Source organism: Solirubrobacter soli DSM 22325 (assembly GCF_000423665.1).
Classification (GTDB): Bacteria; Actinomycetota; Thermoleophilia; order Solirubrobacterales; family Solirubrobacteraceae; genus Solirubrobacter; species Solirubrobacter soli.
In genome coordinates, this window is sequence record NZ_AUIK01000033.1 from 1 (window position 1) to 26643 (window position 26643).

The 26643-nt window shown below is 71.4% G+C and carries 28 protein-coding genes; 13 read left to right on the plus strand and 15 right to left on the minus strand.

The window, feature by feature from the left end:
- The 4 genes from G569_RS64725 to moeB form a co-directional block, all read right to left on the minus strand.
- Positions 1 to 426, minus strand: a 426-nt coding sequence (locus G569_RS64725; protein WP_211233074.1) for a hypothetical protein, incomplete at its 3' end; no start/stop codon positions are given.
- On the minus strand, positions 423 to 1679 hold the full coding sequence (locus tag G569_RS64040) for a hypothetical protein (protein WP_169542240.1): 1257 nt from the start codon (positions 1677 to 1679) through the stop codon (positions 423 to 425). The genes G569_RS64040 and G569_RS64725, both read right to left, overlap by 4 nt.
- Positions 1680 to 1708: 29 nt before the next feature.
- A complete protein-coding gene (locus G569_RS0125475) occupies positions 1709 to 1987 on the minus strand; it encodes a MoaD/ThiS family protein (protein ID WP_028065530.1) in 279 nt (92 codons plus the stop codon).
- Positions 1988 to 2002: 15 nt separating this feature from the next.
- Positions 2003 to 3193 (minus strand): molybdopterin-synthase adenylyltransferase MoeB, encoded by a 1191-nt coding sequence (gene moeB, locus G569_RS0125480; protein WP_028065531.1) that lies wholly within the window; start codon positions 3191 to 3193, stop codon positions 2003 to 2005.
- A 149-nt stretch (positions 3194 to 3342) separates the two neighbouring features.
- On the opposite strand from moeB, the gene G569_RS0125485 reads away from it, so the two are divergent.
- From G569_RS0125485 to G569_RS0125510, 6 genes are read left to right on the plus strand one after another with little or no spacing between them, the layout of a single operon-like run.
- Positions 3343 to 4269: a HAMP domain-containing sensor histidine kinase gene (locus tag G569_RS0125485; RefSeq protein WP_053226968.1), complete on the plus strand. Its 927-nt coding sequence runs from the start codon at positions 3343 to 3345 to the stop codon at positions 4267 to 4269.
- The gene (locus tag G569_RS0125490) at positions 4266 to 4898 is read left to right on the plus strand and encodes a response regulator (RefSeq protein WP_028065533.1); all 633 of its coding nucleotides are present in this window, start codon (positions 4266 to 4268) and stop codon (positions 4896 to 4898) included. The genes G569_RS0125485 and G569_RS0125490 overlap by 4 nt, the downstream gene beginning before the upstream one ends.
- A gap of 12 nt (positions 4899 to 4910) precedes the next feature.
- Positions 4911 to 6800, plus strand: coding sequence for a potassium transporter Kup (locus G569_RS0125495; RefSeq protein ID WP_028065534.1), 1890 nt, complete (start codon positions 4911 to 4913; stop codon positions 6798 to 6800).
- Between the two features lie 53 nt (positions 6801 to 6853).
- On the plus strand, positions 6854 to 7930 hold the full coding sequence (locus G569_RS0125500) for a hypothetical protein (protein WP_157592308.1): 1077 nt from the start codon (positions 6854 to 6856) through the stop codon (positions 7928 to 7930).
- 10 nt (positions 7931 to 7940) lie between these two features.
- A complete protein-coding gene (locus tag G569_RS58915) occupies positions 7941 to 8567 on the plus strand; it encodes an SCO family protein (RefSeq protein ID WP_028065536.1) in 627 nt (208 codons plus the stop codon).
- Positions 8564 to 11470 carry a DEAD/DEAH box helicase family protein gene (locus tag G569_RS0125510; RefSeq protein WP_028065537.1) on the plus strand — a complete coding sequence of 969 codons (2907 nt, stop codon included), beginning with the start codon at positions 8564 to 8566 and terminating at the stop codon, positions 11468 to 11470. Before G569_RS58915 ends, G569_RS0125510 begins: the two co-directional genes overlap by 4 nt.
- Here G569_RS0125510 and G569_RS0125515 read toward each other — a convergent pair.
- The 4 genes from G569_RS0125515 to G569_RS0125530 all read right to left on the minus strand — a co-directional run bounded on the left by G569_RS0125515 (position 11437) and on the right by G569_RS0125530 (position 14057).
- Complete coding sequence (locus G569_RS0125515) at positions 11437 to 11670, minus strand: hypothetical protein (protein ID WP_028065538.1); 234 nt, start codon at positions 11668 to 11670, stop codon at positions 11437 to 11439. The two genes, G569_RS0125510 and G569_RS0125515, sit on opposite strands and share 34 nt — an antisense overlap.
- Entirely contained in the window at positions 11645 to 11854 is a 210-nt protein-coding gene (locus tag G569_RS0125520) for a hypothetical protein (RefSeq protein ID WP_028065539.1), read from the minus strand. Before G569_RS0125520 ends, G569_RS0125515 begins: the two co-directional genes overlap by 26 nt.
- Positions 11855 to 11921: 67 nt before the next feature.
- Positions 11922 to 13277, minus strand: a complete 1356-nt coding sequence (locus tag G569_RS62980) for a hypothetical protein (RefSeq protein WP_028065540.1) — start codon at positions 13275 to 13277, stop codon at positions 11922 to 11924.
- A 78-nt stretch (positions 13278 to 13355) separates the two neighbouring features.
- Positions 13356 to 14057, minus strand: a complete 702-nt coding sequence (locus G569_RS0125530) for a hypothetical protein (protein ID WP_028065541.1) — start codon at positions 14055 to 14057, stop codon at positions 13356 to 13358.
- Positions 14058 to 14186: 129 nt separating this feature from the next.
- Here G569_RS0125530 and G569_RS51480 point away from each other — a divergent pair, with 129 nt between their 5' ends.
- Positions 14187 to 14927, plus strand: coding sequence for a thioredoxin domain-containing protein (locus G569_RS51480; RefSeq protein WP_037499089.1), 741 nt, complete (start codon positions 14187 to 14189; stop codon positions 14925 to 14927).
- On the opposite strand, the gene G569_RS0125540 is transcribed toward G569_RS51480, so the two are convergent.
- Positions 14908 to 16020, minus strand: coding sequence for a metallophosphoesterase (locus G569_RS0125540; RefSeq protein WP_028065542.1), 1113 nt, complete (start codon positions 16018 to 16020; stop codon positions 14908 to 14910). The genes G569_RS51480 and G569_RS0125540 overlap by 20 nt on opposite strands.
- A 24-nt stretch (positions 16021 to 16044) precedes the next feature.
- Here G569_RS0125540 and G569_RS0125545 point away from each other — a divergent pair, with 24 nt between their 5' ends.
- Positions 16045 to 17157 carry a CaiB/BaiF CoA transferase family protein gene (locus tag G569_RS0125545; RefSeq protein WP_037499092.1) on the plus strand — a complete coding sequence of 371 codons (1113 nt, stop codon included), beginning with the start codon at positions 16045 to 16047 and terminating at the stop codon, positions 17155 to 17157.
- Positions 17158 to 17211: 54 nt separating this feature from the next.
- On the opposite strand, the gene G569_RS51485 is transcribed toward G569_RS0125545, so the two are convergent.
- Positions 17212 to 17937 carry a metallophosphoesterase gene (locus tag G569_RS51485; protein WP_053226969.1) on the minus strand — a complete coding sequence of 242 codons (726 nt, stop codon included), beginning with the start codon at positions 17935 to 17937 and terminating at the stop codon, positions 17212 to 17214.
- 59 nt (positions 17938 to 17996) lie between these two features.
- On the opposite strand from G569_RS51485, the gene G569_RS0125555 reads away from it, so the two are divergent.
- Both G569_RS0125555 and G569_RS0125560 read left to right on the plus strand, forming a co-directional pair.
- Positions 17997 to 18221: a helix-turn-helix domain-containing protein gene (locus G569_RS0125555; protein ID WP_037499095.1), complete on the plus strand. Its 225-nt coding sequence runs from the start codon at positions 17997 to 17999 to the stop codon at positions 18219 to 18221.
- On the plus strand, positions 18221 to 18676 hold the full coding sequence (locus G569_RS0125560) for a Clp protease N-terminal domain-containing protein (protein ID WP_053226970.1): 456 nt from the start codon (positions 18221 to 18223) through the stop codon (positions 18674 to 18676). Before G569_RS0125555 ends, G569_RS0125560 begins: the two co-directional genes overlap by 1 nt.
- Here the strand turns inward: G569_RS0125560 and G569_RS51490 are convergent.
- Positions 18657 to 19325, minus strand: coding sequence for a TVP38/TMEM64 family protein (locus G569_RS51490; protein ID WP_028065546.1), 669 nt, complete (start codon positions 19323 to 19325; stop codon positions 18657 to 18659). The two genes, G569_RS0125560 and G569_RS51490, sit on opposite strands and share 20 nt — an antisense overlap.
- Before the next feature lie 111 nt (positions 19326 to 19436).
- On the opposite strand from G569_RS51490, the gene G569_RS0125570 reads away from it, so the two are divergent.
- Together G569_RS0125570 and G569_RS0125575 are read left to right on the plus strand one after the other, a co-directional pair.
- Positions 19437 to 20120, plus strand: coding sequence for a hypothetical protein (locus G569_RS0125570; protein ID WP_028065547.1), 684 nt, complete (start codon positions 19437 to 19439; stop codon positions 20118 to 20120).
- Positions 20117 to 20839 (plus strand): hypothetical protein, encoded by a 723-nt coding sequence (locus tag G569_RS0125575; RefSeq protein WP_028065548.1) that lies wholly within the window; start codon positions 20117 to 20119, stop codon positions 20837 to 20839. The genes G569_RS0125570 and G569_RS0125575 overlap by 4 nt, the downstream gene beginning before the upstream one ends.
- Here the strand turns inward: G569_RS0125575 and G569_RS0125580 are convergent.
- Positions 20787 to 21749, minus strand: a complete 963-nt coding sequence (locus tag G569_RS0125580) for a 4-hydroxy-3-methylbut-2-enyl diphosphate reductase (protein ID WP_037499126.1) — start codon at positions 21747 to 21749, stop codon at positions 20787 to 20789. The two genes, G569_RS0125575 and G569_RS0125580, sit on opposite strands and share 53 nt — an antisense overlap.
- Before the next feature lie 9 nt (positions 21750 to 21758).
- On the opposite strand from G569_RS0125580, the gene G569_RS0125585 reads away from it, so the two are divergent.
- Positions 21759 to 23075 carry a pyridoxal phosphate-dependent decarboxylase family protein gene (locus G569_RS0125585; RefSeq protein WP_028065550.1) on the plus strand — a complete coding sequence of 439 codons (1317 nt, stop codon included), beginning with the start codon at positions 21759 to 21761 and terminating at the stop codon, positions 23073 to 23075.
- On the opposite strand, the gene G569_RS0125590 is transcribed toward G569_RS0125585, so the two are convergent.
- From G569_RS0125590 to G569_RS51495, 3 genes are read right to left on the minus strand one after another with little or no spacing between them, the layout of a single operon-like run.
- Complete coding sequence (locus G569_RS0125590; RefSeq protein ID WP_028065551.1) at positions 23062 to 23979, minus strand: M28 family metallopeptidase; 918 nt, start codon at positions 23977 to 23979, stop codon at positions 23062 to 23064. The two genes, G569_RS0125585 and G569_RS0125590, sit on opposite strands and share 14 nt — an antisense overlap.
- 4 nt (positions 23980 to 23983) lie before the next feature.
- Positions 23984 to 25279, minus strand: coding sequence for an acyl-CoA dehydrogenase family protein (locus G569_RS0125595; RefSeq protein ID WP_028065552.1), 1296 nt, complete (start codon positions 25277 to 25279; stop codon positions 23984 to 23986).
- Positions 25280 to 25286: 7 nt separating this feature from the next.
- Positions 25287 to 26579 (minus strand): APC family permease, encoded by a 1293-nt coding sequence (locus tag G569_RS51495; RefSeq protein WP_037499098.1) that lies wholly within the window; start codon positions 26577 to 26579, stop codon positions 25287 to 25289.
- Positions 26580 to 26643 lie beyond the last annotated feature (64 nt).

The following is a 26643-nucleotide window of genomic DNA, read 5'->3' on the forward strand; positions in this document are numbered from 1 at the left end:
GAGCGAGCGGAGCTCGGCGGCCGAGACCTCCGACGCCCACGCGGGGCCGGCCGCCAAGAGCAGCGCGAAGAGGGCGGCGACGAGGGCGAGGGCCGCGCGAAGCCGGGCGGGCGTGGCCGCCGCGCGAGGCCGCGCGGGCGGGGCGGCCGCGCGGCGCGGGGCAGCGGCCGGCGGGGGTGCCGCGCGAAGCCGCGCGGGCGTGGCCGCCGCGCGAAGCCGCGCGGGCGTGGCCGCCGCGCGAAGCCGCGCGGGCGGGGCGGCCGCGCGGCGCGGGGCAGCGGCCGGCGGGGGTGCCGCGCGAAGCCGCGCGGGCGTGGCCGCCGCGCGAGGCCCCGCGGGCGGTGCGGCCGCGCGGCGCGGGGCAGCGGCCGGCGGGGGTGCCGCGGCGGGGTGCAGTGCGGCGCCCGCGACGCGGGCGCGGGTCACAGGCCTCCTGGGCCGCGTGGGGCTTCGGGTGGGAGCCAGCTCGCGCGGTCGTTCGGACCCTCGTCGTCGTCGTCCTTCTTCGGCGGCGGTTTGGCCGACCACGAGGGGTACGACGGCGGCGGATCGTCCTCGTCGCGCGGCGGCAACGGGTCGGTGGGCGGCGGGTCCTGGCGCAGCGGGTCACCCGACGAGCGCGTGGGGTAGCTCTGCGGACGCTCGCCCTGGCCCCAGAGCGGCGGCTCGGCGGCCTCGTGATCGTCGTGCGACGGCGCCGACCACCCGCTCGAGGACGCCCACTGCTGCGGGGCGGGCTCGGCCGGCGGCGGCGTCCAGCCCGGGGGCGGCGGCCAGTAGGGCGCGGCGGCGCGCTGCTCGGGCGTGTACACCTCGTCGCCGATCAGCGGTGCGGGCAGCGGGGCGTCCGGGTCGCGCCTGAGGCCGAAGCCCTCGGCCTGCAGTTGCAGGTCGAAGCCTTCCTTGCGCACCCGCTGGTCGAAGTACAGGATCGTCAGGACGGCCGCGAGGAAGGGGTACGAGACGGCGGCGCTGGCGGTCGAGCCGATCACGGTGGCGATCGCGGCGACGATGGTGTTGTCCGTGGCGATCGCGTCGGCGATGCCGAGCAGGCCGAGCTGGACGATCGCGCCGACGATCGACACCAGCAGGTAGCCGACGATCCAGACCAGGAACGACCCCCACCAGCGCTGCTTGGTCAGCGAGTAGGACCGCCCGAGCGCGCGGATCGGGCCGGTCCGCTCGAACAGCAGCGCGGGGAAGCACAGGCACCAGGCGACGCCGATCCAGATGCCCGGCACGAGGCACAGGATCGCCCCGGCGCACACGACGATCCCGGCGACGATGCCGCACACGCCGGCCTTCAGGGAATTGCGCAGCGCGAAGCGCAGCGACCGCCCGACCGACGGCGTCGACCCCAGCCACGCGTCGCTGACCGCTTTGAAGCACGCCACGAACGCGACCAGGAACGTGATGAAGAGCAGCACGTACGACAGGCCGAAGCCGACCAGCACGGTCGCGTCGGTGTCCGTCGTGGTCGTGCTCGACGACGTCGAGAACGTCGTGTTGATGTCGAGCAGCTCGTCGTCGATCGACGCGATCAGGAGGACGTAGACGATGTAGACCGGCCCGGTGAGGACCGCCACCATCCCCGCCAACGGCTTCCAATGCCGCGTGAACACCTTGATGCCGGCGTCGAGGATCTCCCCCACGCTGAGCGGCCGCAACGAAGTCGCCACGGCCGCGAAGGTAGCAGTGTGAGAGTTCTTTAGACGCAGCCGCCGGCCATCGCCGACAGGATCACGAGCGTGTCGGACTCGCCCACGGAGGTGTCGAGCCCGTTCAGCACGCGGACGTCCTCGTCGTTCAAATACACGTTCACGTAGCGGTTCAGGGAACCATCGGCGCCGAACAGCTGCTGCTGCGTGGCGGGATGCTCGGAGGCGAGCGCGCGCAGGACGGCGCCGACGTCGTCACCGCCGGCGACGACCTCCTTCTCGCCGCCCACGGAGGGACGAAGAACCGGTGGAATCTTGATCTTGGCCATAGTCAGCGGGCCACCCTAGCCCGCGGCGGCGCAGAACGCCTCGTAGTCGGGGAACACGCCCATCTCCTCGTCGCGGATCTCCGACGGATCGATCGAGCAGATCGGGCACTCCGGGTCGCGGCGGACCTTGAGCTCGGTGAACGTCGCGCCCAGCGCTTCGTAGAGCAGCAGGCGCCCGACCAGCGGCTCGCCCGCGCCGACGACGAGCTTGACGACCTCGGTCGCCTGCAGCAGGCCCATCGTGCCCGGCAGGACGCCTAGGACGCCGTTGGCGCCGCAGGAGGGCGCCAGCTCGGCGGGCGGCGGCACCGGGTACAGGCAGCGGTAGCAGGGCCCGTCGTGCGGCTTGAACACCGAGAGCTGGCCGTCGAAGCCGAGGATGGAGGCGCTGACCACGGGGATCCCGAGACGCACCGTCGCGTCGTTGAGCAGGTACCGCGTCGGGAAGTTGTCGACGCCGTCGACGATCACGTCGTAGCCCTCGATGATCTCCATGATGTTGGAGGCGTCGAGGCGCGTCTTGTACTTGACGACGTTCACGTCCGGGTTGATCCCGTTGATCGCGATCTCCGCGGAGTCGACCTTGGGCGTACCGATCCGGTCGGTCGTGTGAATGACCTGGCGCTGCAGGTTGGAGAGGTCGACCTCGTCGTCGTCGACCACGCCGAGCGTGCCGACGCCGGCCGCGGCCAGGTAGAGCGCGGTCGGCGAGCCGAGGCCGCCGGCGCCGAGCAGCAGCACCTTGGCGTTCAGGAGCTTGGTCTGCCCCTCCAGGCCGATCTCCGGCACGAGCAGATGGCGCGAGTAGCGGTCGCGCTGCTCGCGCGTGAGCACGACGGGCTTCTCGACCTCGTACCCGCGGTCCTTCCACAGCGTGATCCCGCCGTTCATGGACGCGACGTCCTCGTAACCGAGCAGCTGCTTGAGCGTGTTCGCCGCCAGCGCGGACCGCTGCCCGGAGGCGCAGTAGATGATCACCCGCTGCGAGCGGTCGTTGCCCACGACCCCCTCGACCCGCGACTCGAGATAGCCGCGCGGGATGTGCTTCGCGCCCGGGATGTGGCCGGCGTCCCACTCGTCCGTCTCACGCACGTCGAGGATCACGGCCTCGTTGCCGTTATTGACGATCTTGTGGACCTCGGAGGGGTCGACCTCTTCGACCGAGCTGCGGATCTGGCGGATGACCTCCGCACCTGACGGACTCATCAGTTCAGCGTCCTTCGTAGCAAAACGGATCGGGATTCAATACTTCACGAAGTGTAGCGGCGAAACGGATGGGGTATTCACCCGACCTCCATCTGCCGATACACGTCGGACAGATGCGTACGCGCAGCCTCCTGTCTCAAGTTCTGGCGGTGAACACCGGCCTCGTCGCGGCGACGGCGATCGTCGCCGCGATCCTGGCACCTGAGAAGGCGGGCGACATCGCGGCGATCCAGCGGCTGATGCTGATCGCGCTCGCCGTGGTCAGCGCCGTGCTGCTCAACACGATCCTGCTCAAGCGCCGCCTGGCGCCGCTCGACCGCCTGATCCAGACGATGGAGCGCGTGGACCTCGCGTCCCCCGGCCAGCGGGCCAAGACCCATCACACGGCGCCGCGCGAGATCCAACGGCTGACGGCGGACTTCAACCGCATGCTCACCCGCCTCGAGGAGGAGCGCGTGGAGGGCGGCCGCGCCGTCATCCGGGCGCAGGAGGACGAGCGCCAGCGCATCGCCCAGGACCTCCACGACGAGGTCAACCAGGCCCTGACCGCGATCCTGCTTCGCCTGCAGGCGGCGGGCCACGACGTGCCCCCCGGACTGCGTTCGGAGCTCAAGGAGATCCAGACGCTCGCCACCCAAGCCATGGAGGAGCTGTTGACCCTCGCCCGCACGCTGCGCCCGACCGCGCTCGACGACCACGGCCTCGTCCCCGCACTCGCGAGCCAGGTCGCCGACTTCGGCGAGCGCACCGGTATCCGGTCGACCTTCCATCGCCACGGCGATGCCCCCACCTTGAGCGACGAGGAGCAGCTCGTGCTCTATCGCGTCACCCAGGAGAGCCTCTCCAACGTGGTCCAGCACTCGGGCGCGAGCGCCGTCCGCGTCGAGCTCTCCTCCATCGGCCGGACCGTCCTGCGCGTGCGCGACGACGGCTGCGGCTTCAAGCCCGGCGGCCGCACCGGCCGCCTCGGCGTCTCCGGCATGCGTGAGCGCGCGCTGCTCGTCGGCGGTCGCCTGAACGTCTTCTCCGCGCCCGGCGAGGGCACGACCATCGAACTCACCATGGGAGCGTCATGAGGATCCTGATCGCCGACGACCACGGGATCGTCCGTGGCGGCATGAAGCTGCTGATCGAGCGGCAACCCGATATGGAGGTCGTCGCCGAGGCCGGCGATGGCGTCGAAGCCTTCGAGAAGGCGCTGGCCACCAAGCCCGACCTGTGCGTGATGGACGTCTCCATGCCGCGCATGACCGGCCTGCAGGCGGCGCGGCAGATCCGCGCCCACCTGCCGGAGACGCAGGTGCTCGCGCTCTCGATGCACGACGACGAGCGCTACGTGTTCGACGCGCTGAAGGCCGGCGCGAGCGGCTACGTGCTCAAGCGCGAGGTCGACCAGGCGCTGCTGAACGCGATCCGCGCCGTCAACCGCGGCGACGCCTTCCTGACCAACGCCGTCGAGCGCACGATCGTCCGCGAGTGGATGAACGACTCCAGCAGCGGCCCGGAAGAGCCGCTCTCGCCGCGCGAGCAGGAGGTCCTGAAGCTGATCGCCGAGGCGTTCACCAACAAGCAGATCGCCGAGACGCTGCACCTCGCCGAAAAGACCGTCGAGTCGCACCGGGCGAACCTGCTGCGCAAGCTCGGGATGAGAGACCGCGTGGAGCTCGTGCGCTACGCGATCCGCAGAGGCCTGACGGAGGCGTAGTCTGCCGCCGCGATGAGCCGCGGCGGAAAACAGACAGCAGTCATCCTGGGCGCGATCGGTGTCGTCTTCGGCGACATCGGGACGAGCCCGCTCTACACGCTGCGCACGGTCTTCGCGCCGGAGCACGGCCTCGACCCCAGCCGCGAGGCCGTCTTCGGCGTCGTCTCGCTGATCTTCTGGGCGATCACGCTGATCGTGAGCGTGAAGTACGTCACGTTCATCATGCGCGCCGACAACGACGGCGAGGGCGGGATCATGGCGCTGATCGCGCTGATCCAGCGGGCGAACCTGCGCAGCCGCGGCGCGCACATCGCGCTCGTGCTGCTGGGGGTGTTCGGCGCTTCGCTGTTCTACGGCGACGGGATGATCACGCCGGCGATCAGCGTGCTCAGCGCAGTCGAGGGCCTCGAGGTGGTCAACGACTCCCTCAAGGAGCTCGTCGTCCCGATCACGCTGATCGTGTTGAGCGGGCTGTTCCTCGTTCAGCGGTTCGGCACCGGCCACGTGGGCCGGGCGTTCGGGCCGATCATGTGCGTGTGGTTCGGCGTGCTGGCCGTCTCAGGCCTCGCGCGCGCGGTCGGGAACCCGGAGATCTTCGGCGCGCTCTCGCCCCACCACGGCGCCGAGTTCCTGTTCAACCACGGCCACGAGGCGTTCGTGGCGCTCGGCGGCGTCGTGCTCGCGGTCACCGGCGCGGAGGCGCTGTATGCGGACATGGGCCACTTCGGAGCGCACTCGATCCGCAAGGCCTGGTTCGCCCTCGTCTTCCCCGCGCTGATCCTCAACTACCTCGGTCAGGGCGCCCTGGTCCTGGACGACCCGAGCACGTCGTCGAGCCCGTTCTTCCTGCTCTTCCCGGAGTCGCTGCGGATCCCGGTCGTGATCCTCTCGACCGTCGCGGCGATCATCGCCTCGCAGGCCGTGATCTCCGGCGCCTTCAGCGTCACCCGCCAGGCGGTGCGGCTCGGGTTCCTCCCGCGGCTGCGGATCCGCCACACCTCGCAGGAGGAGGTCGGCCAGGTCTACGTCCCGGCGACGAACTGGATCATCTTCGCCGCGGTCGTCGCGCTGGTCGTCGGCTTCGGGTCCTCCGAGAAGCTCGCGAGCGCCTACGGGATCGCCGTCACCGGCACGCTGGCGATCGACACGCTGCTGTTCTTCTTCGTCGTCCGCGCGATGTGGGGCAAGCCGATGTGGATGGTGATCGGCGGCGCGATCGCGTTCCTGACCGTCGACCTGACGTTCTTCGCCGCGAACCTGACCAAGGTCTTCCACGGCGGGTGGTTCCCGCTGGCGATCGCGCTCGTCGTGTTCAGCGTGCTGACGACCTGGCAGAAGGGCCGCGAGATCGTCACCAAGCGGCGGGTCGACGAGGAGGGACCGCTGCGCGCGTTCGTGGACGAGGTGCGCGAGTACGAGCCGCCGGTCGCGCGCGTGCCGGGCACGGCGGTCTTCCTCAACGCCAACCCGGAGACGACGCCGCTTGCGCTGCGCGCCAACGTCGAGCACAACCACGTCCTGCACGACTGCGTGCTGATCGTCTCGCTGACCACCGAGCGCGTGCCGTACGTGCCGGTCGAGGAGCGGCTGGCGATCGACGACCTCGGCTACTCCGACGACGGCATCACCCACATCACCGGCCGTTACGGCTTCCAGGATCCGCTCGACGTGCCAGCGCTGATGCGCCAGGCTGCCGAGCGGGGCGTGGAGGGAAATCCACAGCTGGAGAACCCGAGCTACTTCGTCTCCAAGATCCAGATCATCGCGACGGATCGGCCGGGGATGGCGAAGTGGCGCAAGAAGCTGTTCCTCGCGATCTCCCGCAATGCCGCAAATCCGGTGGAGGTCTTCCACCTGCCCGACGAGCGCACCGTCGTGATGGGCTCTCATATCGAACTTTGATCTGAAATGGATCTTCCGCGCGACGCCAACGCGGGTTGTCAGGATGCGAACTCGTGCGGATCGGACTCCTTCTCAATGCACTCGGCGCGGCTGCCGTCCTGGCCAATGTGGATCCCCTGACCGAGCTCAATTCCCTACGTGCCGCGAACGGCATCCCCGCCGGCATCGGCGAGAACCCCGGCTGGTCGGCCGGATGCGCGGCACACATGAAATACCTGGAACTGAACGATTACGCGGGGGACTGGCACACCGAAGTGCCGGGCAAACCCGGCTACTCCGACGCCGGCAAGCAGGCCGCCGGCAGCTCGGTGCTCTCCAACGCCCCGTCGCTCGGGCTCGACCCCGAGTGGGAGTCGTCCCCGTTCCACATGGCGCAGCTGCTCGCGCCGAAGCTCTCCGTGTCCGGCGCGGCGCCCGGCTGCATCTACACCTGGCCGGGCTACAAGCGGCCGGAGCCCGCGGCGCTGACGCTCTACACGTATCCCGGTGACGGGGTGAGCGGCGCGACGAGCCCATACCTGTACGCATTCGGGTTCGGCGGCGGCGTCGCCGAGGGCACGCTCTCGAGCGCGACGCTGACCGGGCCCGACGGGCCGATCGCGCTGAACGTGATCGACAACCACACGCCGGGCGCCGAGGGCTACCTCCCGCCGGGCGGCATCCTCTCCCCCGCCGAGCCGCTCGCGGACGACACCAACTACACGGCGCAGGTCACGTTCACGTCCGACGAGGGCGTCCAGGTGACGCGGCGCTGGTCGTTCGGCACGGGCACCCTGGGCGCGCCCACCGACGAGGCCCTCGGGGAGGCCGAGACGGACGACTCAAGCGCCACCGCGTCGCCGCTTCCCGGCGGGCGCACGCCGCGGGTGACGCTGACGCTGCGCGCGCTGGGCGGGGGCGCGCGGGCGACGATCTCCGCGCAGGGCAACGCCGTCGGCCGCACCGCGCGGGTCACGCTGCAGCGCACGGACTGCCGCTGCCGGCCGACGAAGAAGACGTTCAGGCTGACGCGGTCGGGGCGCCGGTTCGACTCCAAGGGGCGCCCGCTGCGGGTCACGGTGTCGATCTCAGGCTTCTTCGCGGGCGACATCCCGTACCGCGGGCTGACGTTGATACGAACACTGTCCTAGCCTTCACGCCGTGGTCGTCGCGCCCCGGCTCAAGCTCGCCCTGATCGCCCTGACGCTCTGCGCGCTGGCGGCGGTCGCGGGCGTGCTGCTGGCGCCGCGCGATCGCGTCGGAGGCACGAGCCCGCTGGAGCTGACCGACGGGTGGGCGGGCGCCCAGCGCCCGCACGACCAGCCGGTCCCGGACTTCACGCTGCGCGATCAGAACTCAAAGACCGTCACGGCGGCGTCGCTGCGCGGCGAGCCGGTGGTGTTCGCGTTCATCTACTCGACCTGCCGCGACACGTGCCCGGCGCAGGTCCAGACGATCCGCAACGCGCTCGACGAGCTGCCGGCGGCCGAGCGCAACCGCGTGCAGGTCGTCGGGATCTCGGTCGACCCCGCCAACGACACCGACAAGCGCGCGCAGTCGTTCCTGCTCAAGCAGCAGATGACGGGCCGGATGCGGTTCCTGCTCGGCACCCGCGAGCAGCTCGCTCCCGTCTGGCAGGCGTTCGGCATCCAGCCGCAGAGCGACAAGCTCGAGCACTCCGCCCACACCGTGCTGGCCGACGCGAAGGGCTTCCAGCGCGTCGGCTTCCCGTACGACCACCTCACCGGGGAGGCGCTCGAGCACGACCTCGCGCGTCTGTCCAGTTGAGCGGGCGCTTCGACGAGCTGAAGTTCTTCGGGCAGTGGCGCCCGTATCAACGCGCCGCGTTGGCGGCCTTCGAGAAGGACCGCGCGGCGGGCAACCTCTCCACGCACATCGTCGCCCCGCCCGGCTCGGGCAAGACGCTGCTCGGCGTCGAGCTGATCCGGCGGGTGGGCAAGCGCGCGCTGGTGCTCGCCCCCAACCAGGGCATCCAGCAGCAGTGGCCGCGCGCGGTCGGGGAGTTCACCCCGAACCCGGCGATGATCGCCGGCGCCGACCCGCTGAAGCCGATCGCCTGCCTGTCCTACCAGGCGCTGTGCCAGCTCGAGGACCCGGAGATCGTGCTCGGGCGGCTCGCGCAGTCGCGCTGGGCGGACGAGCGCGCGGCCGCGACCGGCACGACGGCGGAGGAGGCGATGCGCGAGGGCGAGGCGTTCGAGGGCGCCGCCGCCGACCGTCGTGCGCGTGAGCTGAGCCGGATCAGCGCCGCTTTGAAGCGCGAGGTGGCGCGCGGCGAGCACGCGGGCGTCGAGCTGCGCGACCTGCTTTCCGAGACCGCGCGCCGGCGGGTGCAGCAGCTGGCGAAGATGCAGGTCGGCGTGGTGCTGCTCGACGAGTGCCACCACCTCGCGTCCCTGTGGGGCTACGTCGTGCGCGCGGTGCTCGGCGAGCTCGGCGACCACGTGCACGTGATCGGGCTCACGGCGACGCCCCCGATCGGCCTGCCCGAGGCCGAGGCGGAGCTCTACGAGGCGCTGCTCGGACCGGTCGACTTCACCGTCCCCACCCCCGCCGTCGTGCGCGACGGCCATCTCGCGCCCTACCAGGAGCTGGCGTGGCTGACCGAGCCGTTGTCGAGCGAGCGCGACTGGCTGGCCGAGCACGACACCCGCTTCCGCGAGCTGATCACGGCGCTGCATGACGACGCCGAGTCCGACATCTCCTTCCCGCGCTGGGTCGGCCAGCGGATGCGCGAGCGCAAGCGTTCCGCGGACGATGAGGCCGAGGTCCCGTGGGAGGCGTTCCAGAAGCGCTCGCCCAAGCTCGCCCGCGCCGGCATCCGCTTCCTCCTCTCCGCCGGCCTGAGCACTCCGCCGGGCGCGCCCCGGGGCGAGGCCTACCGGCAGCCGCCGGACCTCGAGGACTGGCTGGCGCTGCTGGAGGACTACGCGTTGCGCTGCCTGGCGTCCGACCAGTCGCGCGCCGCCGGCGATCGCTACGACGCGATCTCCGCCGCGCTGCGCGAGCTCGGGTTCCAGCTCACGCGCCAAGGGATCCGCCGCGGGACCTCGGAGGTCGACCGGCTGCTGACCGGCTCGCAGGCGAAGGCACTGGGCCTGGTCGAGGTGCTCTCCGCCGAGCAGGACACGCGCGGCGACACGCTCCGCGCTCTGGTGCTCTGTGACGCCGAGCTCGCAAGCCAGCGCCCGGACGACGCGCTGACCGGCGTGCTCGACCCCGCCGCGGGCACCGCCCGCCATGCGCTGTTGGCGATCGCGGCCGATTCGCGCACCGCGCCGCTGCGCCCGCTGCTCGTCTCCGGGCGCGGCCTGCGCTGCGCGCCGCAGGACGCCGACGTGCTGCTCGAGGCGCTCAAGGAGGCCGCGGTCGACCGCTTCACCCTGCCCGAGTGGGAGGCGGAGGTCGACGGGCTGCTCGTCACGCTGCGCTCCTCCGGCGCCGAGTGGATGCCGCGCGCCTGGGTGGAGCTCGCGACGACGCTGCTCGTCGAGGGCACGACGGGCGTCCTGGTCGGCACCCGCGCGCTGCTCGGCGAGGGCTGGAACTGCCGGCCGCTGAACGTCCTGATCGACATGACGGTCGCGACCACCGGTGTCAGCGTGCAGCAGATGCGCGGGCGCACGCTGCGGCTGGACCCGGCCGACCCGGAGAAGGTCGCCTCCAACTGGGACGTCGTCTGCGTCGCGCCCGACCTCGTTCGGGGGACGGCCGACTACGAGCGCTTCGCCCGCAAGCACCTGCACCTGTTCGCGCCCGCCGAGGACGGCGAGATCGAGGCCGGCCCGTCGCACGTGCACGCGGAGCTGGGGCCGTTCGCGCCGCCGCCGGTCGAGCGCTTCAAGGCCCTCAACGCCGTCCAGCTCGAGCGTGCGGCCGACCGCGCCACCGCCCGCGAGCGCTGGCTGGTCGGGACGCCGTACCGTGGCGTCGAGCTGCCCTCGCTGCTGGTGCGCCCCTCACGGCCCGACGTGCCGGCGCCGGTCCTCAACGGCTCAGCACGATCGATCCAGTTGTCGCAGAAGGTGCCGATCGCCGGTGGCCTCGGCGGTGCCGCGGTGTTCGGCGTGCTCGGCGTGCTCGGAGCGCCGGTCGACCTGGCGGGGCTCGTGCTCGCGCCGATCGGGCTCGGCGTCGCCGCCGTCCGGCTGGGCCGCGTCAAGAAGCGGCTGCCGCTGATCCTGCCGCTCGACGCGGCCGCGCGCGCCGTCGCCGAGGCGTACCGCGAGCTCGGTGAGCTCAGCGCGGAGGCGGCCGGGTCGCTGACGATCGAGCCGCGCGCCGCCGGCTACCTGCGCGTCGAGCTGACCAAGGCCACGTCCGCCGAGGGCAAGCGCTTCGCGGCCGCGCTGGATGAGCTGATGAGCGTCTCGGACGCCCCGCGCTACCTGGTCTCGCGGCCCATGGCCGACCCGAGCCGCGGCGCGATCGGCCTGCTCGGGCGGGTGCTGACGCGGCAGCCGCCGTTCGACGAGCGCCTGCACCCGGTGCCGAAGGACCTGGCCCGCAACAAGGAGCGCGCCGAGGCCTTCGCGCGCGCCTGGGGCCGCCACGTCGGGCCGGGCCGGCTCGTCTTCACGCAGCGCAGCGAGGAAGGCCGCGAGGCGCGCGCCGAGGCCGCGTCATCCGATGGCGGCTACGAGACCCTCGTCCGCGACGTGTGGGTATAGAGGGCGTCCTGGGCGGCGTCCTCGCGGTCCTGCGCGGCCCGGTACACGGTGTAGGTCGTCGCGCCTGAGCGCCAATCCGCCAGCGCCGCCGCGGCGTCGTCGGCCGCGTCGCGCCAGGCGTCGAGCACGGACTCGCCATGGCGGCGGAGCACGATCTCGAACGTGTCGGGCACGTCATCCAGGAGCGACTTCAGGTCCATCGTCTGCGCGATGGGTTTCCCGATCGCGCGCGCTTGACACCTGGTCCTGGTTCTCATCCGGACCGTTGTCATCCTCGTCGACGCCGGTGCCCTTGATCTTCGCCCACAGGATCGCGCCGACCATCGCCGCGACGGGCGCGAGATAGAGCAGCTGACCGGCCCAATGACCCGCGTGCGCCAGCATCAGGCAGCCACACCCGGAATCCCCGAAATCGAAAGGCCGGGGCCTCGCCGCCGGTTGGAGGGGTCGATCATGCGTGCAGCGCCGCCGAGAGGAGCCAGAGGCCGAGGCAGGTGAACGCCACCATGAGGATCAGCATGACAACTTGCGAGCGCGTCGCCTGCTTCGCCGAGCCGTAGAGCTCGAGCGCGCGGTCGTGCGCGAGCACGAGCGCGGCGACGTGGCCGACCACGAGCGCGAAGACCTGGACGTACCAGATGCCGGTGGCCGAGACGACGCCGTAGTCGATCGTCGCGTCCGCCCCGCCGAAGAGGTTCGAGCCGTCGCCGAGCGGGTCGTTGGCCAGCCGCCAGAGGTCCTGGCCGTTGTAGGCCAGCAGCGAGAAGTAGTGGGCGACCATGTAGCCGGCGGCGATCGGGATCAGCGTGTGACCGAACGCGCGCGCCAGGTCGCGCCGCGACGGCATGTCCGGCGGCGGCTTCATCCCGAGCATGCCGAGCGTCCAGATGAGCGCGACGATCGCGACCGCGCCGGCGAGGCCGACGACGAAGCCGAGCTCGAGCGCGAGGCCGAGCGACAGCCCGAGGCCGTGGAAGAAGCTCTGGAGATCCTGGGCGAGGTTGTTGAACAGCGCGCCTTCCTTCGCGCCGTCGAACGCGGTGCTGCCGACCGAGATCACCAGCAGCGCGATCGTGCCGGTGACCGGGGTCAGCCAGGCGGCGCCGGAGAACGGCACGCGCAGGAAGAGACGGCGGGTGTCGGCGCGGCGCCCGAGCGGGGCGAGCGAACCGATCAGGCCGAAGAGCACGCCGAACGCGTCCGCGTTGCGCGTCCAGGCCTCGACGCCGTAGAGGCTCATCCCGATCAGCATCGCGACGAAGTAGAGGAGCATCAGGATCGCCAGTGGGCCGGGTTCGGTCGCCTTCGCCCAGCACAGCTCGCAGATCGCGAAGCCGAAGATGCCCGCCGCGGCGGGGATGCGGCCGAGACGCTCCGGGTACTCCAGCGGCTCGGGCGTCTCGCCGAAGCGGGCGGCGATCCACCCGCTCGCGCGGCCGAGCGCCGCCCACGGGCTGATCACCGAGAAGACGTTGCCGAACAGCAGCGACGCGAACGGGATGCCGACCCAGAAGGCGACGTAGACCACCGTCGGCGCGAGGTTCTCGCTCTGCCCGTCCGTGCCGAACAGCCCCGCGTAGGCGGTGATGAAGAAGACCGCGATCGCGAGCGCGCCCAGCAGCACCTCGAGCGCCCGCGGGAACACGAACAGGTCGCGTTGCGGGAGCGTCATCAGACGCGGCTTGGACCAGCCCAGGGCGAGCGCGACGAACGAGACGACCAGCACGGCCGCCGCGGCGGCGCCGAACAGGGTCTCCGGAATCGGGAGGTCGGCCCGGCCGACGATGCCGTGGGCGAAGAGGAGCACGGGGCGAGTCTAGGAAGACGAACGGCCCCGCTGACGCGAGGCCGTTCGCATGAAACGCAGGTGTGTGTCGCTAAGCGACTACGAGCACTTCGCGTCGACGTTGGTCGACGCCGAGGGCTTGGCCGGCGGGTTCGGGTTGTTCGCGTACCCGACGGTGACGCCGATCGTGTGCTTCTTGGACTTGCAGCCGACCGACGAGATCAGGGAGTTCTTGCCCTTCTTCTTGGAGATCGTCGTCTCGAGGCCGTTCAGCGCGGAGTAGACGCCCGGCGCCGGCTGCTGCAGCTCCGGCGTGATCGCGATCGTGATCTTGCTGCCGGAGACCTTGCCGTGCAGGACGGCGTCGGCGGCACCCGAGAGGAGGAACAGGATCTCGTTCTTGCCGACATAGGGCGTCACGACGAACGTCAGCGGCGCCGGCGACGTCGCGAACGGGTTCAGCAGCGCCTTCGCCGAGCCCTTGCCCGCCTTCGAGGACGAGCAGACGGACGGGTTCTGGGTGAGCGCGTCGTCGGACGCCGTGCACTGCGGGAGACCCTTGGTCGAGACCTTCAGCGTGCTCGGCAGCTTGATCTGGATCTGCTTGGCGGTCGTCTTGCTCTCGGGGCTGTTGGTCACGGAGAGCTTGAGCGACACCGGCTTCGGCTTGGACTTGGTGCCGGACTTGGTCGGCGAAACACTCGCCGTCGCCGTGATCGAGGGCTCAGCCTGGGCATAGGCGATACCGGACACACCGAGGGCGAGCGCCGCCGTACCGGCGACGAGGAAGGACTTACGCAAGAGGGGACTCCTCAGAGATGAATGATCTGGACGTTCAGGCGCAGGCGGAGGGGCGCTGCGCCGCAGACCCTTAACAACACACGAAACGCGAAAAGGTTGCGCCAGTTGCGCTGCTAGCGTCGCGGGACGATGCGTGCCGATACCCCCAGCATCTCCGCTCCGCCGTTTCCTCGCAACCTGCCGTGGGTCAACGTGGCGATGCTGCGCATGGACCAGCAGCGCGAAAAGCCCGTCCTGATCGAGTTCTGGGACTTCTGCCGCGTCAACTCGCTGCGCACGCTGCCGTACCTGAAGGCCTGGCACGAGCGCTACGCCGACGCGGGCCTGCGGATCATCCAGGTGCACACCGGCGGGTACCTTGCGGCGCGCGACGAGGACAACGTCCGCCGGGCCGTCGAGCGGCTCGAGATCCCGTGGCCGGTCGTGATCGACTCCCAGCTCGAGATCTGGGACATCTACGGCAACCAGGGCTGGCCTGCGCGCTACCTCTGGGACACCGAGCACAACCTGTACTCGATGCACTACGGCGAAGGCGCCTATGTGGAGACCGAGCGCGAGATCCAGGAGCTGCTGGACGTCTCGGGCGAGCCGGTCGCGCCGGTGCGGCCCGAGGACGCCGAGGACGCGCTGATCGCCGTGCCCACGGAGGATCAGCCGGGCGCCTACTCGGGTCCGTACGAGGCGGGCGGCGTGTGGGTGGTCGTCGAGGGCTCGGGCGTCGTGCGGGCGGGCGGGCGGGAGCTGGTCGTCACCGAGCCCGGGGCGTTTTCCTTGATCGAGCATGAGCGCCACACGGCGGGCACGCTGGAGCTCTCGGTGGACGAGGGCGTCGTCGTCCACGCCACCTGCTTCACCCCCGGCGTGGTCTGAGGACCTCGTGGCCGCGTTCGCCGAGCAGGCGGACGAGGCGCGGTGGGCCGTCGTCGTCGACGACGACAGCAGTGCCCGGCCAGTACGGCGAGCCGTTCGGCTCCGGGCTGAGGAAGTGGCGCTGGTAGGTCCACGAGCCGGTGTTGACGATCCGCGCGCCGGTGGCCGCCGTCCACTCGCCGAGGTCGTCCCCCGGCCACGGGCCGGAGCGGTGCGAGTGACCCCAGATGACGTGGCGGGCGCGGATGTCGAGGCGCTCGATCACCGCGCGGATCCCGCTCAGGTAGCCGCGGCGCAGCGCCGACGGGGAGAGGCCGGCTTCGAGCGGGCCGAGCCCCGCGCGGTTGAGGGCGAAGACCGCCGCGCGGTAGCCGGCGCCGAGCGCGAGCGTGCGCGGGTGCTTGTGGCGGTCGGAGGCCGTGAGCTTCTCGTACGTGCTCGCGGAGGCTGAGCCGCCGATCGAGACCACCGTGTGGTCCGCGCGCTGCGTGAGCGCGTGCAGCCAGGCGTAGAGCGGGCTCAGGACCGCCTCGTAGTCGTCGGCGGTCGCGCCGTGGGCGGGCAGCTTGGCGACGTAGCGCGCCATCGTCCCCGCCGCCAGGCGCTCGAACGTCGGCACCGTGGCGTGCACGTCGGCGTAGTGGCCGTGGATCGCGTAGACGTCGTCGCGCAGCCAGATGCCCGGGTAGGCGAACCGCAGCCGCGCCGGTCTCGCGGTCTCCGCCAGGCGGCGGGCGAGCGGCCCGGCATCCTCCGGCGCGAAGCGCTCCTCCAGGCCGAGGAACCCCGCCGGCTCGGTCTGCAGGCGCGCGTCGATGTAGCCCGCCGCGATCCCGTGGTCGTGGTTGCCCGCGAGCATGATCAGCTCCTTGTCGGGGCCGAGCGCCTCGCCGACCGCGGCGAAGAACGGCGCCGCGACGTCCATCGCGTCGCGGTGCGCGGCCTCGCGCAGCTCGAGGCCGTCGCCGAGGATCACGAACCGGTCGGCGTCGGCGATCGCCTCGAGCAGCGGCTCGCGCAGATCCGCGCGGCGCAACAGGTCGGTGTGCTCGGTCCGGCCGAGGTGGAGATCTGAGACGACGAGGGTCCGCATGTCCGCGCACTAGTGTGCCCCGCCATGGGACCGCTGGAAGGGATTCTCGTCGCGGACTTCTCGCGCGTGCTGGCCGGGCCGCTCGCGGCGATGCTGCTCGGCGACCTCGGCGCCGACGTGATCAAGGTCGAGCGCCCCGACGGCGGGGACGACACCCGCGCCTGGGGCCCACCCTGGCACGAGGGCGAGAGCACGTACTACCTCGGGCTGAACCGCAACAAGCGGTCGATCGCGCTCGACCTCGCTTCCGAGGACGACCGGGCGCTGGCGCGGGAGCTGGGCGCGCGCGCCGACGTGCTGATCGAGTCGTTCCGGCCCGGCCTGATCGGCTCGTGGGGGCTCGACGGCGACGCGTTGCGCGCGGCCGGGAACCCGGGCCTGGTCTCGTGCTCGGTCACCGCGTTCGGCACGACCTCGGACGAGGCGAAGGCGTTGCCGGGCTACGACTTCCTGCTGCAGGCGATGGGCGGGCTGATGTCGGTCACCGGCGAGCCGGACGGGCGCCCGCTGAAGGCCGGCACCGCCGTGGTCGACCTCGTCTGCGGCCTGCTCGCGGCCAACGGCATCCAGGCCGCGCTGGTCGAGCGCTCGGGCACGGGCGTCGGCCGCCACGTCGAGGTCTCGCTGATGGACTCGGCGCTGACGTGCCTGCTCAACCAGGGCTCGGCGTGGGTCGCGGCGGGCGTGCGCGGGCGCCGGCGCGGCAACCGCCACCCGAGCATCGTCCCCTACGAGACCTACGAGACCGCCGACCGCCAGATCGCCGTCGCCGTCGGCAACGACCGCATGTTCGCGCGGCTCTGTGAGGTCGTCGGGCTCCCGCCGGACGAGCGCTTCGCCTCCAACGAGTCGCGGGTCGCGCACGCGGACGAGCTCGCCGAGGCCTTGGAGGCGCTCTTGCGCGCGCACCCCGCGGAGCACTGGCTCGCCGCGCTGCGCGCCGCGAAGGTCCCCGCCGGGCCGATCAACGGCATCGACGAGGCCTTCGCGCTCGCCTCCGAGCTCGGGATGGAGCCCTCGCAGGACGGACTGATCACTCCGCCCCTGCGGATCGACGGCTCACGGCCGCCGATCCGCCACCGCCCGCCCCGCCTCGACGAGCACGGCGACGACCTCCGCGCGTGGCTCACAACCTAAAGGGGTCAGGCCCCTTTAGGTTCACGCGGTTGCGAGTGCCCGTCCGGCCTGGACCTAAAGGGGCCTGACCCCTGGCGAGATGGGCTGGACGTGCGTGACCAATTCACCGGACTCCAGACAGGCGTGGACGAGGAACGACGGCGGCTCGGTGGTGAGGACCATGTCGGGGGCGAGGAAGTCCAGGCCGGACTGGATGTTGGTCGACGCGCAGGTGATGACGCCGACGCCGCCGAGCGTGTCGTGGATGACGCGGTGGACGTGGCCGGCGACGACGCGCTTGACGTTCGGGGCCTCGCGGAGCAGCTCGGCCAGCGCCGCCGTGTGTTCGGGCGTGTGGCCGATCTCGTCCAGCCAGGCGAGGCCGGTGGTGAGCGGCGGGTGGTGCATGGCGACGATCGTCGGCGACTCACGGTCCTCCGCGAGGCGCTCGGCCAGCCACTCGACCTCCAAGGTGCCGTCGTCGCGGCCGGGGATCGATGTGTCGCAGGCGATGATGCGCACGCCGCGCGCGTCGGCCGCGTAGCGGGTCCGCTCGCCGAACAGGTCGTGGTTGCCGGCCAGCCGGTGGACGGGCATCGGCAGCGGCGCGAGCAGCTCGAGCGCCCGCTCGTGCTCGGCGGGGTCGCCCGAGTTGGCGATGTCCCCCGTCACCAGCACCGCGGCCGGGAGCGGGTTGAGCTTCAGGACGCCGGCGACGCCCGCGGCGAACGCATCCTGGGTGACCGGGTCGTCGAGGCGGATGTGCGGGTCTGAGAGCTGCGCGATCAGGGTCGGAGTCACGACCGCGACCCTAGCAACTTGGGTTGACTAACTGCGATTTGTCAACTACGGTTGCTTGCATGATCGACCTGACCTCCCCCGAGGACCCCGCGGACGGCCTGGCCGCGGTGGTCGCGCTGCGGCGGCTGGCCGAGCAGCTGGAGGCCGCCGAGGTCGAACGCGCGATGCGCGCCGGCTGGAGCTGGCCCGAGGTCGCCGAGGCGCTCGGGGTCACCCGCCAGGCCGTTCACAAGAAGCACGTCAAGCGGCTGATCGCCGCGGGCGTCGAGCTCCGGAGGCGCTGATGTTCCAACGATTCACCGGCGATGCCCGGGAGCGGGTGACCGAGGCGATGGCGATCGCCCGCGAGATGGGCGCGATGAGCGTCGAGGCCGAGCACCTGTTGCTCGCGGTCGCGCGGAGCGATTCCCCTGCGGGACGCCTGCTGGCCGACGCCGGGCTCGACGAGGACGCTCTGCGCGAGGCGCTCGCGGCCGAGACCACCCGCAGCCTGGCGGCCGTGGGCGTGACGGTCGACGCGCTGCACTTCAGCCCGTTCGTTCAGTCGCCGAAGCTCGGCACGTCGGCGAAGACCGTGCTCGAGCAATCGATGCGCATGGCGGTGGGGCGCGGCGACAAGCACATCGGCTCCGAGCACCTCACGATGGCGGCGCTGATGCCGGCCCGCGGGACGGTGCCCCGGGCGCTCGACGGCGCGGGGGTGGACCGCGCCGCGCTGATCAGCGCGTTGAGCGCTTGAGCCTGCGCGCCGAGTGGACCGTCAGCAGCGCGAGGATGACGATCACGCCGACCGCCACCCACAGCAGCGGGTCCGACGCGCTGAGGTTGTCGAGCGCGTGGCCGAGGTAGGTCGCGGCGGCGGTGATCGGCATGACGCCGACCGCCGTGGTCCACGTGTAGCGCCAGATCGGCACGCGCGCCGCGCCGGCGAGGTAGCCGACGAGGCTGAACGGGACGAACGGGACGAGCCGCGAGAGCAGCAGCGCGGGCGCGCCTGAGCGGTCGATCAGCGACTCGGCGCTCGCCACGCGCTTCTCCCCCGCCAGCCGCACGGCCAGCGGGCGGCCGGCGATCCGGCCGAGCCAGTAGGCGAGCAGGCCGGAGGCGACCCACGAGACGAGCACGATCGGGAACGCGACCCAGAAGCCGAACGCGAGGCCGGCGGTCGCGTTGACGATCTCGGCCGGGAAGAAGATCACGGCGTGGGCCAGGATCAGCGCGACCACGACGAAGGCGCCCCACACGCCGAGCGACTGCAGCTGCGCCTGCAGCGCGTCGACGTCGCCGTGCAGCACGTGGCCCAGCGCGGTGTGCAGCGGCTCGACGAGCCAGATCACGAGCCCGGCCGCCACCAACGCGAGGACCGTGTAGAGCAGTCGGCGGCGCATCACCCACTGCACGGTATTCCGAAAAGCGAATGTGAACGGGGGGCGAACCCCCGAAATGGACACAAGTTGCCTCCAGCGTGGGCGGGGCGCGGCGACGCGACCTTGGCTGGCATGACCGCCACCGCCACCGCCACCCGAACCCCGCTCGCCGGCGGCCGCCTCGCAGCGGTCATCGCCGGCGGCCTCGCCCTCCTGCTCTCCGCCACCGCCGCCCTCGGGGCCGGCGGGCTGACCTGGGCCTCGTCCAAGCAGGACGACGCCGGCTACTACACGACCTCCACCGAGCGGATCGCCACCGCCACGAGCGCGATCGCCACCGACGACATGGACGTCGACGGCGTCCCGGGCGCGCTCGGCAAGATCCGCGTCAACGTCAAGTCGGCCAACGGCAAGCCGGTGTTCGCCGGCATCGCCCGCACACGCGACGTCGACACGTACCTGCTCAACAGCGCCCACACGACGCTGACCGACGTCGACGTCGACCCGTTCGAGCCGACCTACGAGGACTCGTTCGGCACCGGCACGCCCGCGCCGCCCGCCTCCCAGCGCTTCTGGGTCGCCACCAGCGACGGCAGCAAGCCGCTGGACTGGAAGGTCAAGGACGGCACGTGGTCGGTCGTCGTCATGAACGCCGACGGCTCCGCGGGCGTCGACACCCGCGTCAGCGCCGGCGCGAGCCTCCCGTGGCTCGACGAGCTCGAGCTCGCGGCCTGGATCGCGGCGGCGCTGTTCCTCGCGCTCGGCGGCGCGCTCGTCGCCGGCGGCCTGCGCCGTGGCACCATGGGCGGTGCGTGAGCGGCCCCAGATCGACACCCAGCGGTGGCCGCCTCGCGCTGATCATCATCGGCGCGCTGGTCGCCACCGCCTCGCTCGCGATCTTCGGCTTCGCCGGCTTCCTGCACTGGGTCAACTCCAAGCGAGACGACGGGTATTTCACGACCGGCGCCGTCCGGGTCGGAGCCCTCAACCACGCGCTGACGAGCGACCTCGACGTTCACCGAGGCTTGGTCTCGGTGATCGGCAAGGACGGATTCAGGATGGTCCGGCTCCACGTCGACGCGCCGCGCGACATGTTCGTCGGCGTGGCGCGCACCGAGGACGTGAACAACTACCTGCGCGACACGACGTACACGCGCCTGACCGACTTCGACCTCGCGCCGTTCCGGCCCTACTACGCCGCGACGCTCGGCGACCGCACGGGGCTCGACACCGCGCCGGACCCGCCGGGTGACCAGGACATCTGGACGGCCAAGGCGCAGGGAAGCGGGTCGCTCACGCTCGACTGGAAGGTCGCGCCGGGCAGCTCGACGCTTGTGCTGATGAACGCGGACGGCTCGACCGGCGTCGACGCTCAGGTGGACGCGGGCGCGCAGATCCCGCTGATCGGGACCCTCGCGTGGGTCTTCACCGTCGTCGCGGTGGTCGTGCTCGCGGTCGGCGTGCTGATGATCGTGCTGGGGGTCAGGCGTCGGCCGCAGCCGTCATCGCCTGCCGGATCTGCTTGGGGAGCATGAACCGGACGTCCTCGCGGAGGACTTCGAACTCCTCGACCTCGGTGGTGCCGCGGTCGCGGAAGAAGTTGACGAGGCTCTCGACGAGCTCCTCGGGCGCGGAGGCGCCGGAGGAGATCCCCACGACGCGGGCGCCCTCGAGCCACTCCTCCTGGACCTGATCGGCGCCGTCGATGAGGTACGACGCGGCGCCGTGGTCGCGGGCGACGTCGACCAGCCGGTTGGAGTTCGAGGAGTTCTTGGAGCCGATCACCAGCACGAGGTCGCAATGCTCGGCCATCTGGCGTACGGCGGCCTGGCGGTTGGTGGTCGCGTAACAGATGTCGTCGGTGCGCGGCCCGGTGATGTGCGGGAAGCGCTCGCGCAGGCGGGCGATGATCGTCCGCGTCTCGTCGACCGAGAGCGTCGTCTGGGAGATGTAGGCGAGCTTGTGCTCGTCCTCGACCTCGAGGGTGTCGACGTCGGCCTCGGTCTCGACCAGCACGATGTGGTCGGGCGCCTCGCCCATCGTGCCCTCGACCTCCTCGTGGCCGGCGTGGCCGATCAGGACGATCGTGTAGCCCTCGGCGGCGAACTTGATCGCCTCGCGGTGGACCTTGGTCACGAGCGGGCAGGTCGCGTCGATCGTCTGCAGCTGCCGCCGTTCGGCGTCCGCGTGAACCGCTGGTGACACGCCGTGGGCGGAGAAGACGGTGATCGCGCCCTCGGGGATCGTGTCGTCGAGCTCGTCGACGAAGATCGCGCCGCGGTCGCGCAGGGTGGCGACGACGTGCTTGTTGTGCACGATCTCCTTGCGCACGTAGACCGGCGCGCCGTGCAGCTCGAGCGCGCGCTCGACGGTCTGGACGGCGCGGTCGACGCCCGCGCAGTAGCCGCGCGGAGCGGCGAGCAGTAGTTTCTCGGGCGCGTGCATCAGCCTCCGATGGTAGACGCCCTCCGCCACGCCGAGGCCTTCCTGGCTTCGTTGCCGGACCGCCCCGTCGGCCCTCCGGTGGACCCCGACGCGTTGCGTGCCGCGCTCGGCCACGAGCTGACCGACGAGGGCGTGGCGCCTGAAACCGTCATCGACGAGCTCGTCGCGGCCGCCGACCCCGGGATCGTCGCGAGCGCGGGGCCGCGGTACTTCGGCTTCGTCACCGGCGGCGCCCTCCCCGCCGCGCTGGCCGCGGACTGGCTGGCGTCCGTCTGGGACCAGAACGCGCACATGTGGGTCGGCTCACCCGCCGCGTCCGTGGTCGAGGAGGTCGTGGAGGACTGGGTGCTCGACCTGCTGGGTCTCCCCCGCGACGCGAGCGTCGGCCTCGTCACCGGCGCCCAGATGGCCAACGTGACCTGCCTGGCGGTCGCGCGCGACACGGTGCTCAAGCGCGCGGGCTGGGACGCCGCGAGCCAGGGGCTGATCGGCGCGCCGCCGATCGCCGTCATCGCGGGCGAGGAGGCGCACGCGACGATCTTCAGCGCGTTGCGGATGATCGGCCTCGGCCGCGACAGCGCGACCCTCGTCGCCGCCGACGACCAGGGCCGGATGGACCCCGACGCGCTGGCCCAGGCGCTCGACCACGGCCCCACGATCGTGTGCGCGCAGGCCGGCAACGTGAACAGCGGCGCGTTCGACCCGCTCGAGCCGATCGAGTACCTGTGCGAGCAGAGCGGCGCGTGGCTGCACGTCGACGGCGCGTTCGGCCTGTGGGCGGCGGCCTCGCCGAGTTTGAGCCACCTGACGCGCGGTCTCGAGCGCGCCGACAGCTGGGCCACCGACGCGCACAAGTGGCTGAACGTCCCGTACGACGGCGGCCTGGCGATCGTGCGCGACCGCGCCGCCCACCGCGCGGCGATGAGCGTCAGCGCCGCCTACCTCGTCGCGGGCGAGCAGCGCGACAACTACGACTACACGCCCGAGGCTTCCCGCCGTGCCCGCGGTTTCACCGTCTACGCCGCGCTGCGCTCGCTCGGACGCAAAGGCCTGGCCGACCTGATCGACCGCCACTGCGCGCAGGCTCGCCGATTCGCGCGGATCCTCGAGGAGGGCGGCGCCGAGATCCTCAACGACGTCGTGCTCAACCAGGTGCTGGTCGCCGCCCCGCCGAGCGCGATCGCGCGCATCCAGGCCGACGGCACCTGCTGGGTGGGCGGGACGGTCTGGCGCGGCCGCGAAGCGATCCGCATCAGCGTCTCCAACTGGTCCACGACCGACGCCGACGTGGAACGCTCCGCGGCGGCGATCCTCAGCGCCCTGTAGGCGCCCACCTCGAACGCAGGAACTCCAGGACGGCCTCGCCGCTCTTGTCCAGGCTCGCCTTGGACACGGCGGTGAGGTCGTCGCAGGGCTTGTGCCAGCAGGGGAAGTTGAAGTCGATCAGGTCGATCGCCGGGACGCCGCGCTGGAGGAACGGGGTGTGGTCGTCCTCGACGACGCCCTGTTGGGTGTCCGGGAACGCGGAGTCCGAGCCGACGCGCTCGGCCGCCTCGCGCAGGTCCGCCCACATCTCGGCGTTGCTGCTCTGCTCGTAGGGGATCGCCAGGTCCTTGTTGGCGACGAAGTCGAGCAGCGTGAGCTCCTTGATCTTCTCGGAGTACTTCTTGGCGAAGGCCTTCGAGCCGCGCACGCCGGTGCCGAGGAAGTCCGAGTCGTCGGTGGCCTCTTCGCCGTCGAAGGCGACGAACCAGACCGGCGAGGCGTTCTTCGGGCGCTTCATCTTGCTCATCACGCGGGCGATCTCCAGCATCTGCGCCGTGCCGCCCGCGCCGTCGTTGGCGCCGACGAAGTCCGGGATGTCCTTGGTGTCGTAGTGGGCGGCGAGGACGATCGCCTTGCCCTTGCCCGGCAACTTGCCGACGACGTTCTGCAGACCGCCGGCCACGGGCTCGTAGTGCGAGTTGGGGAGCCGCTGCTTGATGTACGCCGCGAGCTGCTTGGACTTCGCGCTGCCGGCGGGCCTCGGGCCGAGGTTGACCTGGTACTCGAGTGCCGCCCAGGCCTTGTCCTCGTTGAAGCGGTCGACCTTCTTCGGCGCGGCGGCGACGGTCGCCGCCGGTGTGGCGGTCTCCTCGGCCGTCGGCGCCGGTGTCTGCGCCCCCGGCTTGGGATCGTTCCCGCCTCCGCACGCGGCGAGCAGGAAGGTGCAGGCGAGCGCGGCGAGCATCCGGCTAGTCATTCGCGCTGACGGCGGTGAGCAACTCGGCGAAGCGCTCGCGAGCGGCCTCGCGGCGGGTCGGGACGTGCTCGGACGGCACCTCGTGCGGCTCGTAGCCGCGCAGGATCTGGCGGGCGACGGACTGGCGGTGGACCTCGTCGGCGCCGTCATAGAGGCGCGCTGCGCGGGCATAGCGGTACATGGCTTCCAAGGGGAGATCGGTGGAGTAGCCGAGCGCGCCATGGATCTGCAACGCGCGATCGACCACCTCGAACAAAACATTCGCACCGAAGAACTTGATCAAGGAGATGTCCGTGCGGGCGGCCGCGGCACCCTCGTTGTCCATCCGCCAGGCCGCGTGCAGGGTCATCAGCCGCGCGGCCTGCATCTGCGCCGCGGAGTCCGCGATCCAGTTCTGGATCGTCTGCTTGTCGGAGAGCGGCGAGCCGAACGCGTAGCGGCTGAGCGCGCGTTCGCAGAGCATGTCGAATGCACGCTGGGAGACGCCGAGCCAGCGCATGCAGTGGTGGATGCGCCCCGGGCCGAGCCGGTGCTGGGCGATCAGGAACCCCTCGCCCTCGCCGCCGAGCAGCGCGTCGGCGGGAACCCGCACGTTCTCGTAGAGGATCTCGGCGTGCCCGCCGTAGCGGCCGAAGTGCTCGGCCGGGTGCTCCATCGTCGCCACGTCGCGGATGAGGTTCACGCCGGGCGTGTCGACGTCGACGATGAACATCGAGGCGCGCTGGTGCGGGCGCGCGTCCGGGTCGGTCACCGCCATCACGATCAGGAAGTCCGCGACGCTGGCGTTGGTCGAGAACCACTTGTGGCCGTTGATGACCCAGTCGTCGCCGTCGCGCACCGCGCGCGTCTGCAGGAGCGTCGGATCGGAGCCAGCGGTCTCGGGCTCGGTCATCGAGAACGCGCTCTTGAGGTCGCCCGCGAGCAACGGGTGCAGGTAGCGCTCCTTCTGGTCCGCCGACCCCGCGAGCGCGAGGATCTCGCTGTTGCCGCTGTCCGGCGCGGCGTTGCCGAACACCGCCGGTGCGTACGGCGACGTGCCGAGGATCTCGTGCATGAGCCCGAGCTTGACCTGGCCGAACCCCTGCCCACCGAGCTCAGGCGGCAGGTGCGCGGCCCACAGCCCGCGCTCCTTCACCCGCTCCTGGAGCGGCTTGATCGCCTGCCGGAAGCCGTCTTCCCCCAGCTCGTCGAACACCGTCTCGATCGGCCAGACCTCGGTCCGGACGAGCTCGCGCATCCAGTCCAGCTGCTCTTGGAACTCAGGGTCGGTGGAGAAGTCCCATGCCATGCGTCGATCATCGCACGGCCCGCTCGATCACCCACAGCAGCAACCCGAACGCCAACAGGCCGCCGGCCCACAGCGCGAGCTTCGGGTCGTCGGCCACCTGTTGGATCGCGAGCCCCGCGCACGTGGCGGCGCCGAGCCACGGGAGCACCGTCGGCGCCTTGAAATGGTCGTGGTCGACGGGCGTGCGCCGCAGCGCCAGCAGCGCGACGTGGACGCCCACGAAGACCAGCAGCAACAGCAGCACCGTCGTGTCCGCGAGCGTGCTCAGGTCGCCGAGGATCGCCAGGACGGCGGCGATCGAGGCGGTGAAGACGATCGCCACCCACGGGGTCCGGCGGCCCGGATGGACCTTGCCGAGGATCGCGGGGACGACCTTCTCGTTGGCCATGCCGTACATCAGCCGCGACGCCATCACGAGGTTCAGGAGGCAGCCGTTGACGATCGCGAACAACGCGATCGCGGAGAACACCTGCGAGTTGACGCTCAGCGGGCCCTGCGTGACGACCTCCAGCAGCGGGCCGTCGGACTTCGCGAGCGTGTCGGCCGGCACGGCCATCCCGGCGATCACGGTGACGAGCAGGTACACGGCGCCCGCGAGGCCCAGACCCATGAACAGGGTGCGCGGGAAGGCGTGCGTCGCGTCCTTGGTCTCCTCCGCGACGTTGACCGCGTCCTCGAAGCCGATCAGCGCGTAGAACGCGATCGAGGCGCCCGCGATGATCAGCAGCGCGGGCGTCGTGTCCTCCTTGAACTCGACGGCGCGGGACGGGTCGCCGCCGCCGTCGAACAGGAACGCGGCGCCGATCAGCACGACCAGGAACAGGCCGCCGAGCTCGATCAGCGTGCAGCCGAGATTGAAGTTCGCCGACTCCTTGATCCCGCGGAAGTTGATGGCGCTCACGACAGCGATCACCGCGAGCGCGACCAGCACCGTGGGCAGCTCGACGAACTCGCTCAGGTAGTCGCCGCCGAACGCCGTCGCCAGCGCCGCGGCCGAGCTGACGCCCGAGCACATCACCGCGAACGCGACGACGAACGTGAGCAACGGCGCCTTGAAGGCCTTGTGGACATAGAGCGCCGCGCCCGCGGCCTGCGGGAACTTCGCGACGAGCTCGGCGTAGGACGCCGCGGTGAACGCGGCGATGACCGCGGCGAGCGCGAACCCCGTCCAGATCGCGCCGCCGATCTCGCCGGCGACCTCGCCGGTCCGGGCGTAGATGCCGCCGCCGAGGATGTCTCCGACGATGAACAGCAGCAGCATCCTGCGGGTCAGCGTTGGGGTGAGCTGGCTCTCGCGCATGCGGTCGACGTACCCACGGAACTCTCATGTCAAGCCGCCGCCGGGTCGTGCCGATATGGACAAT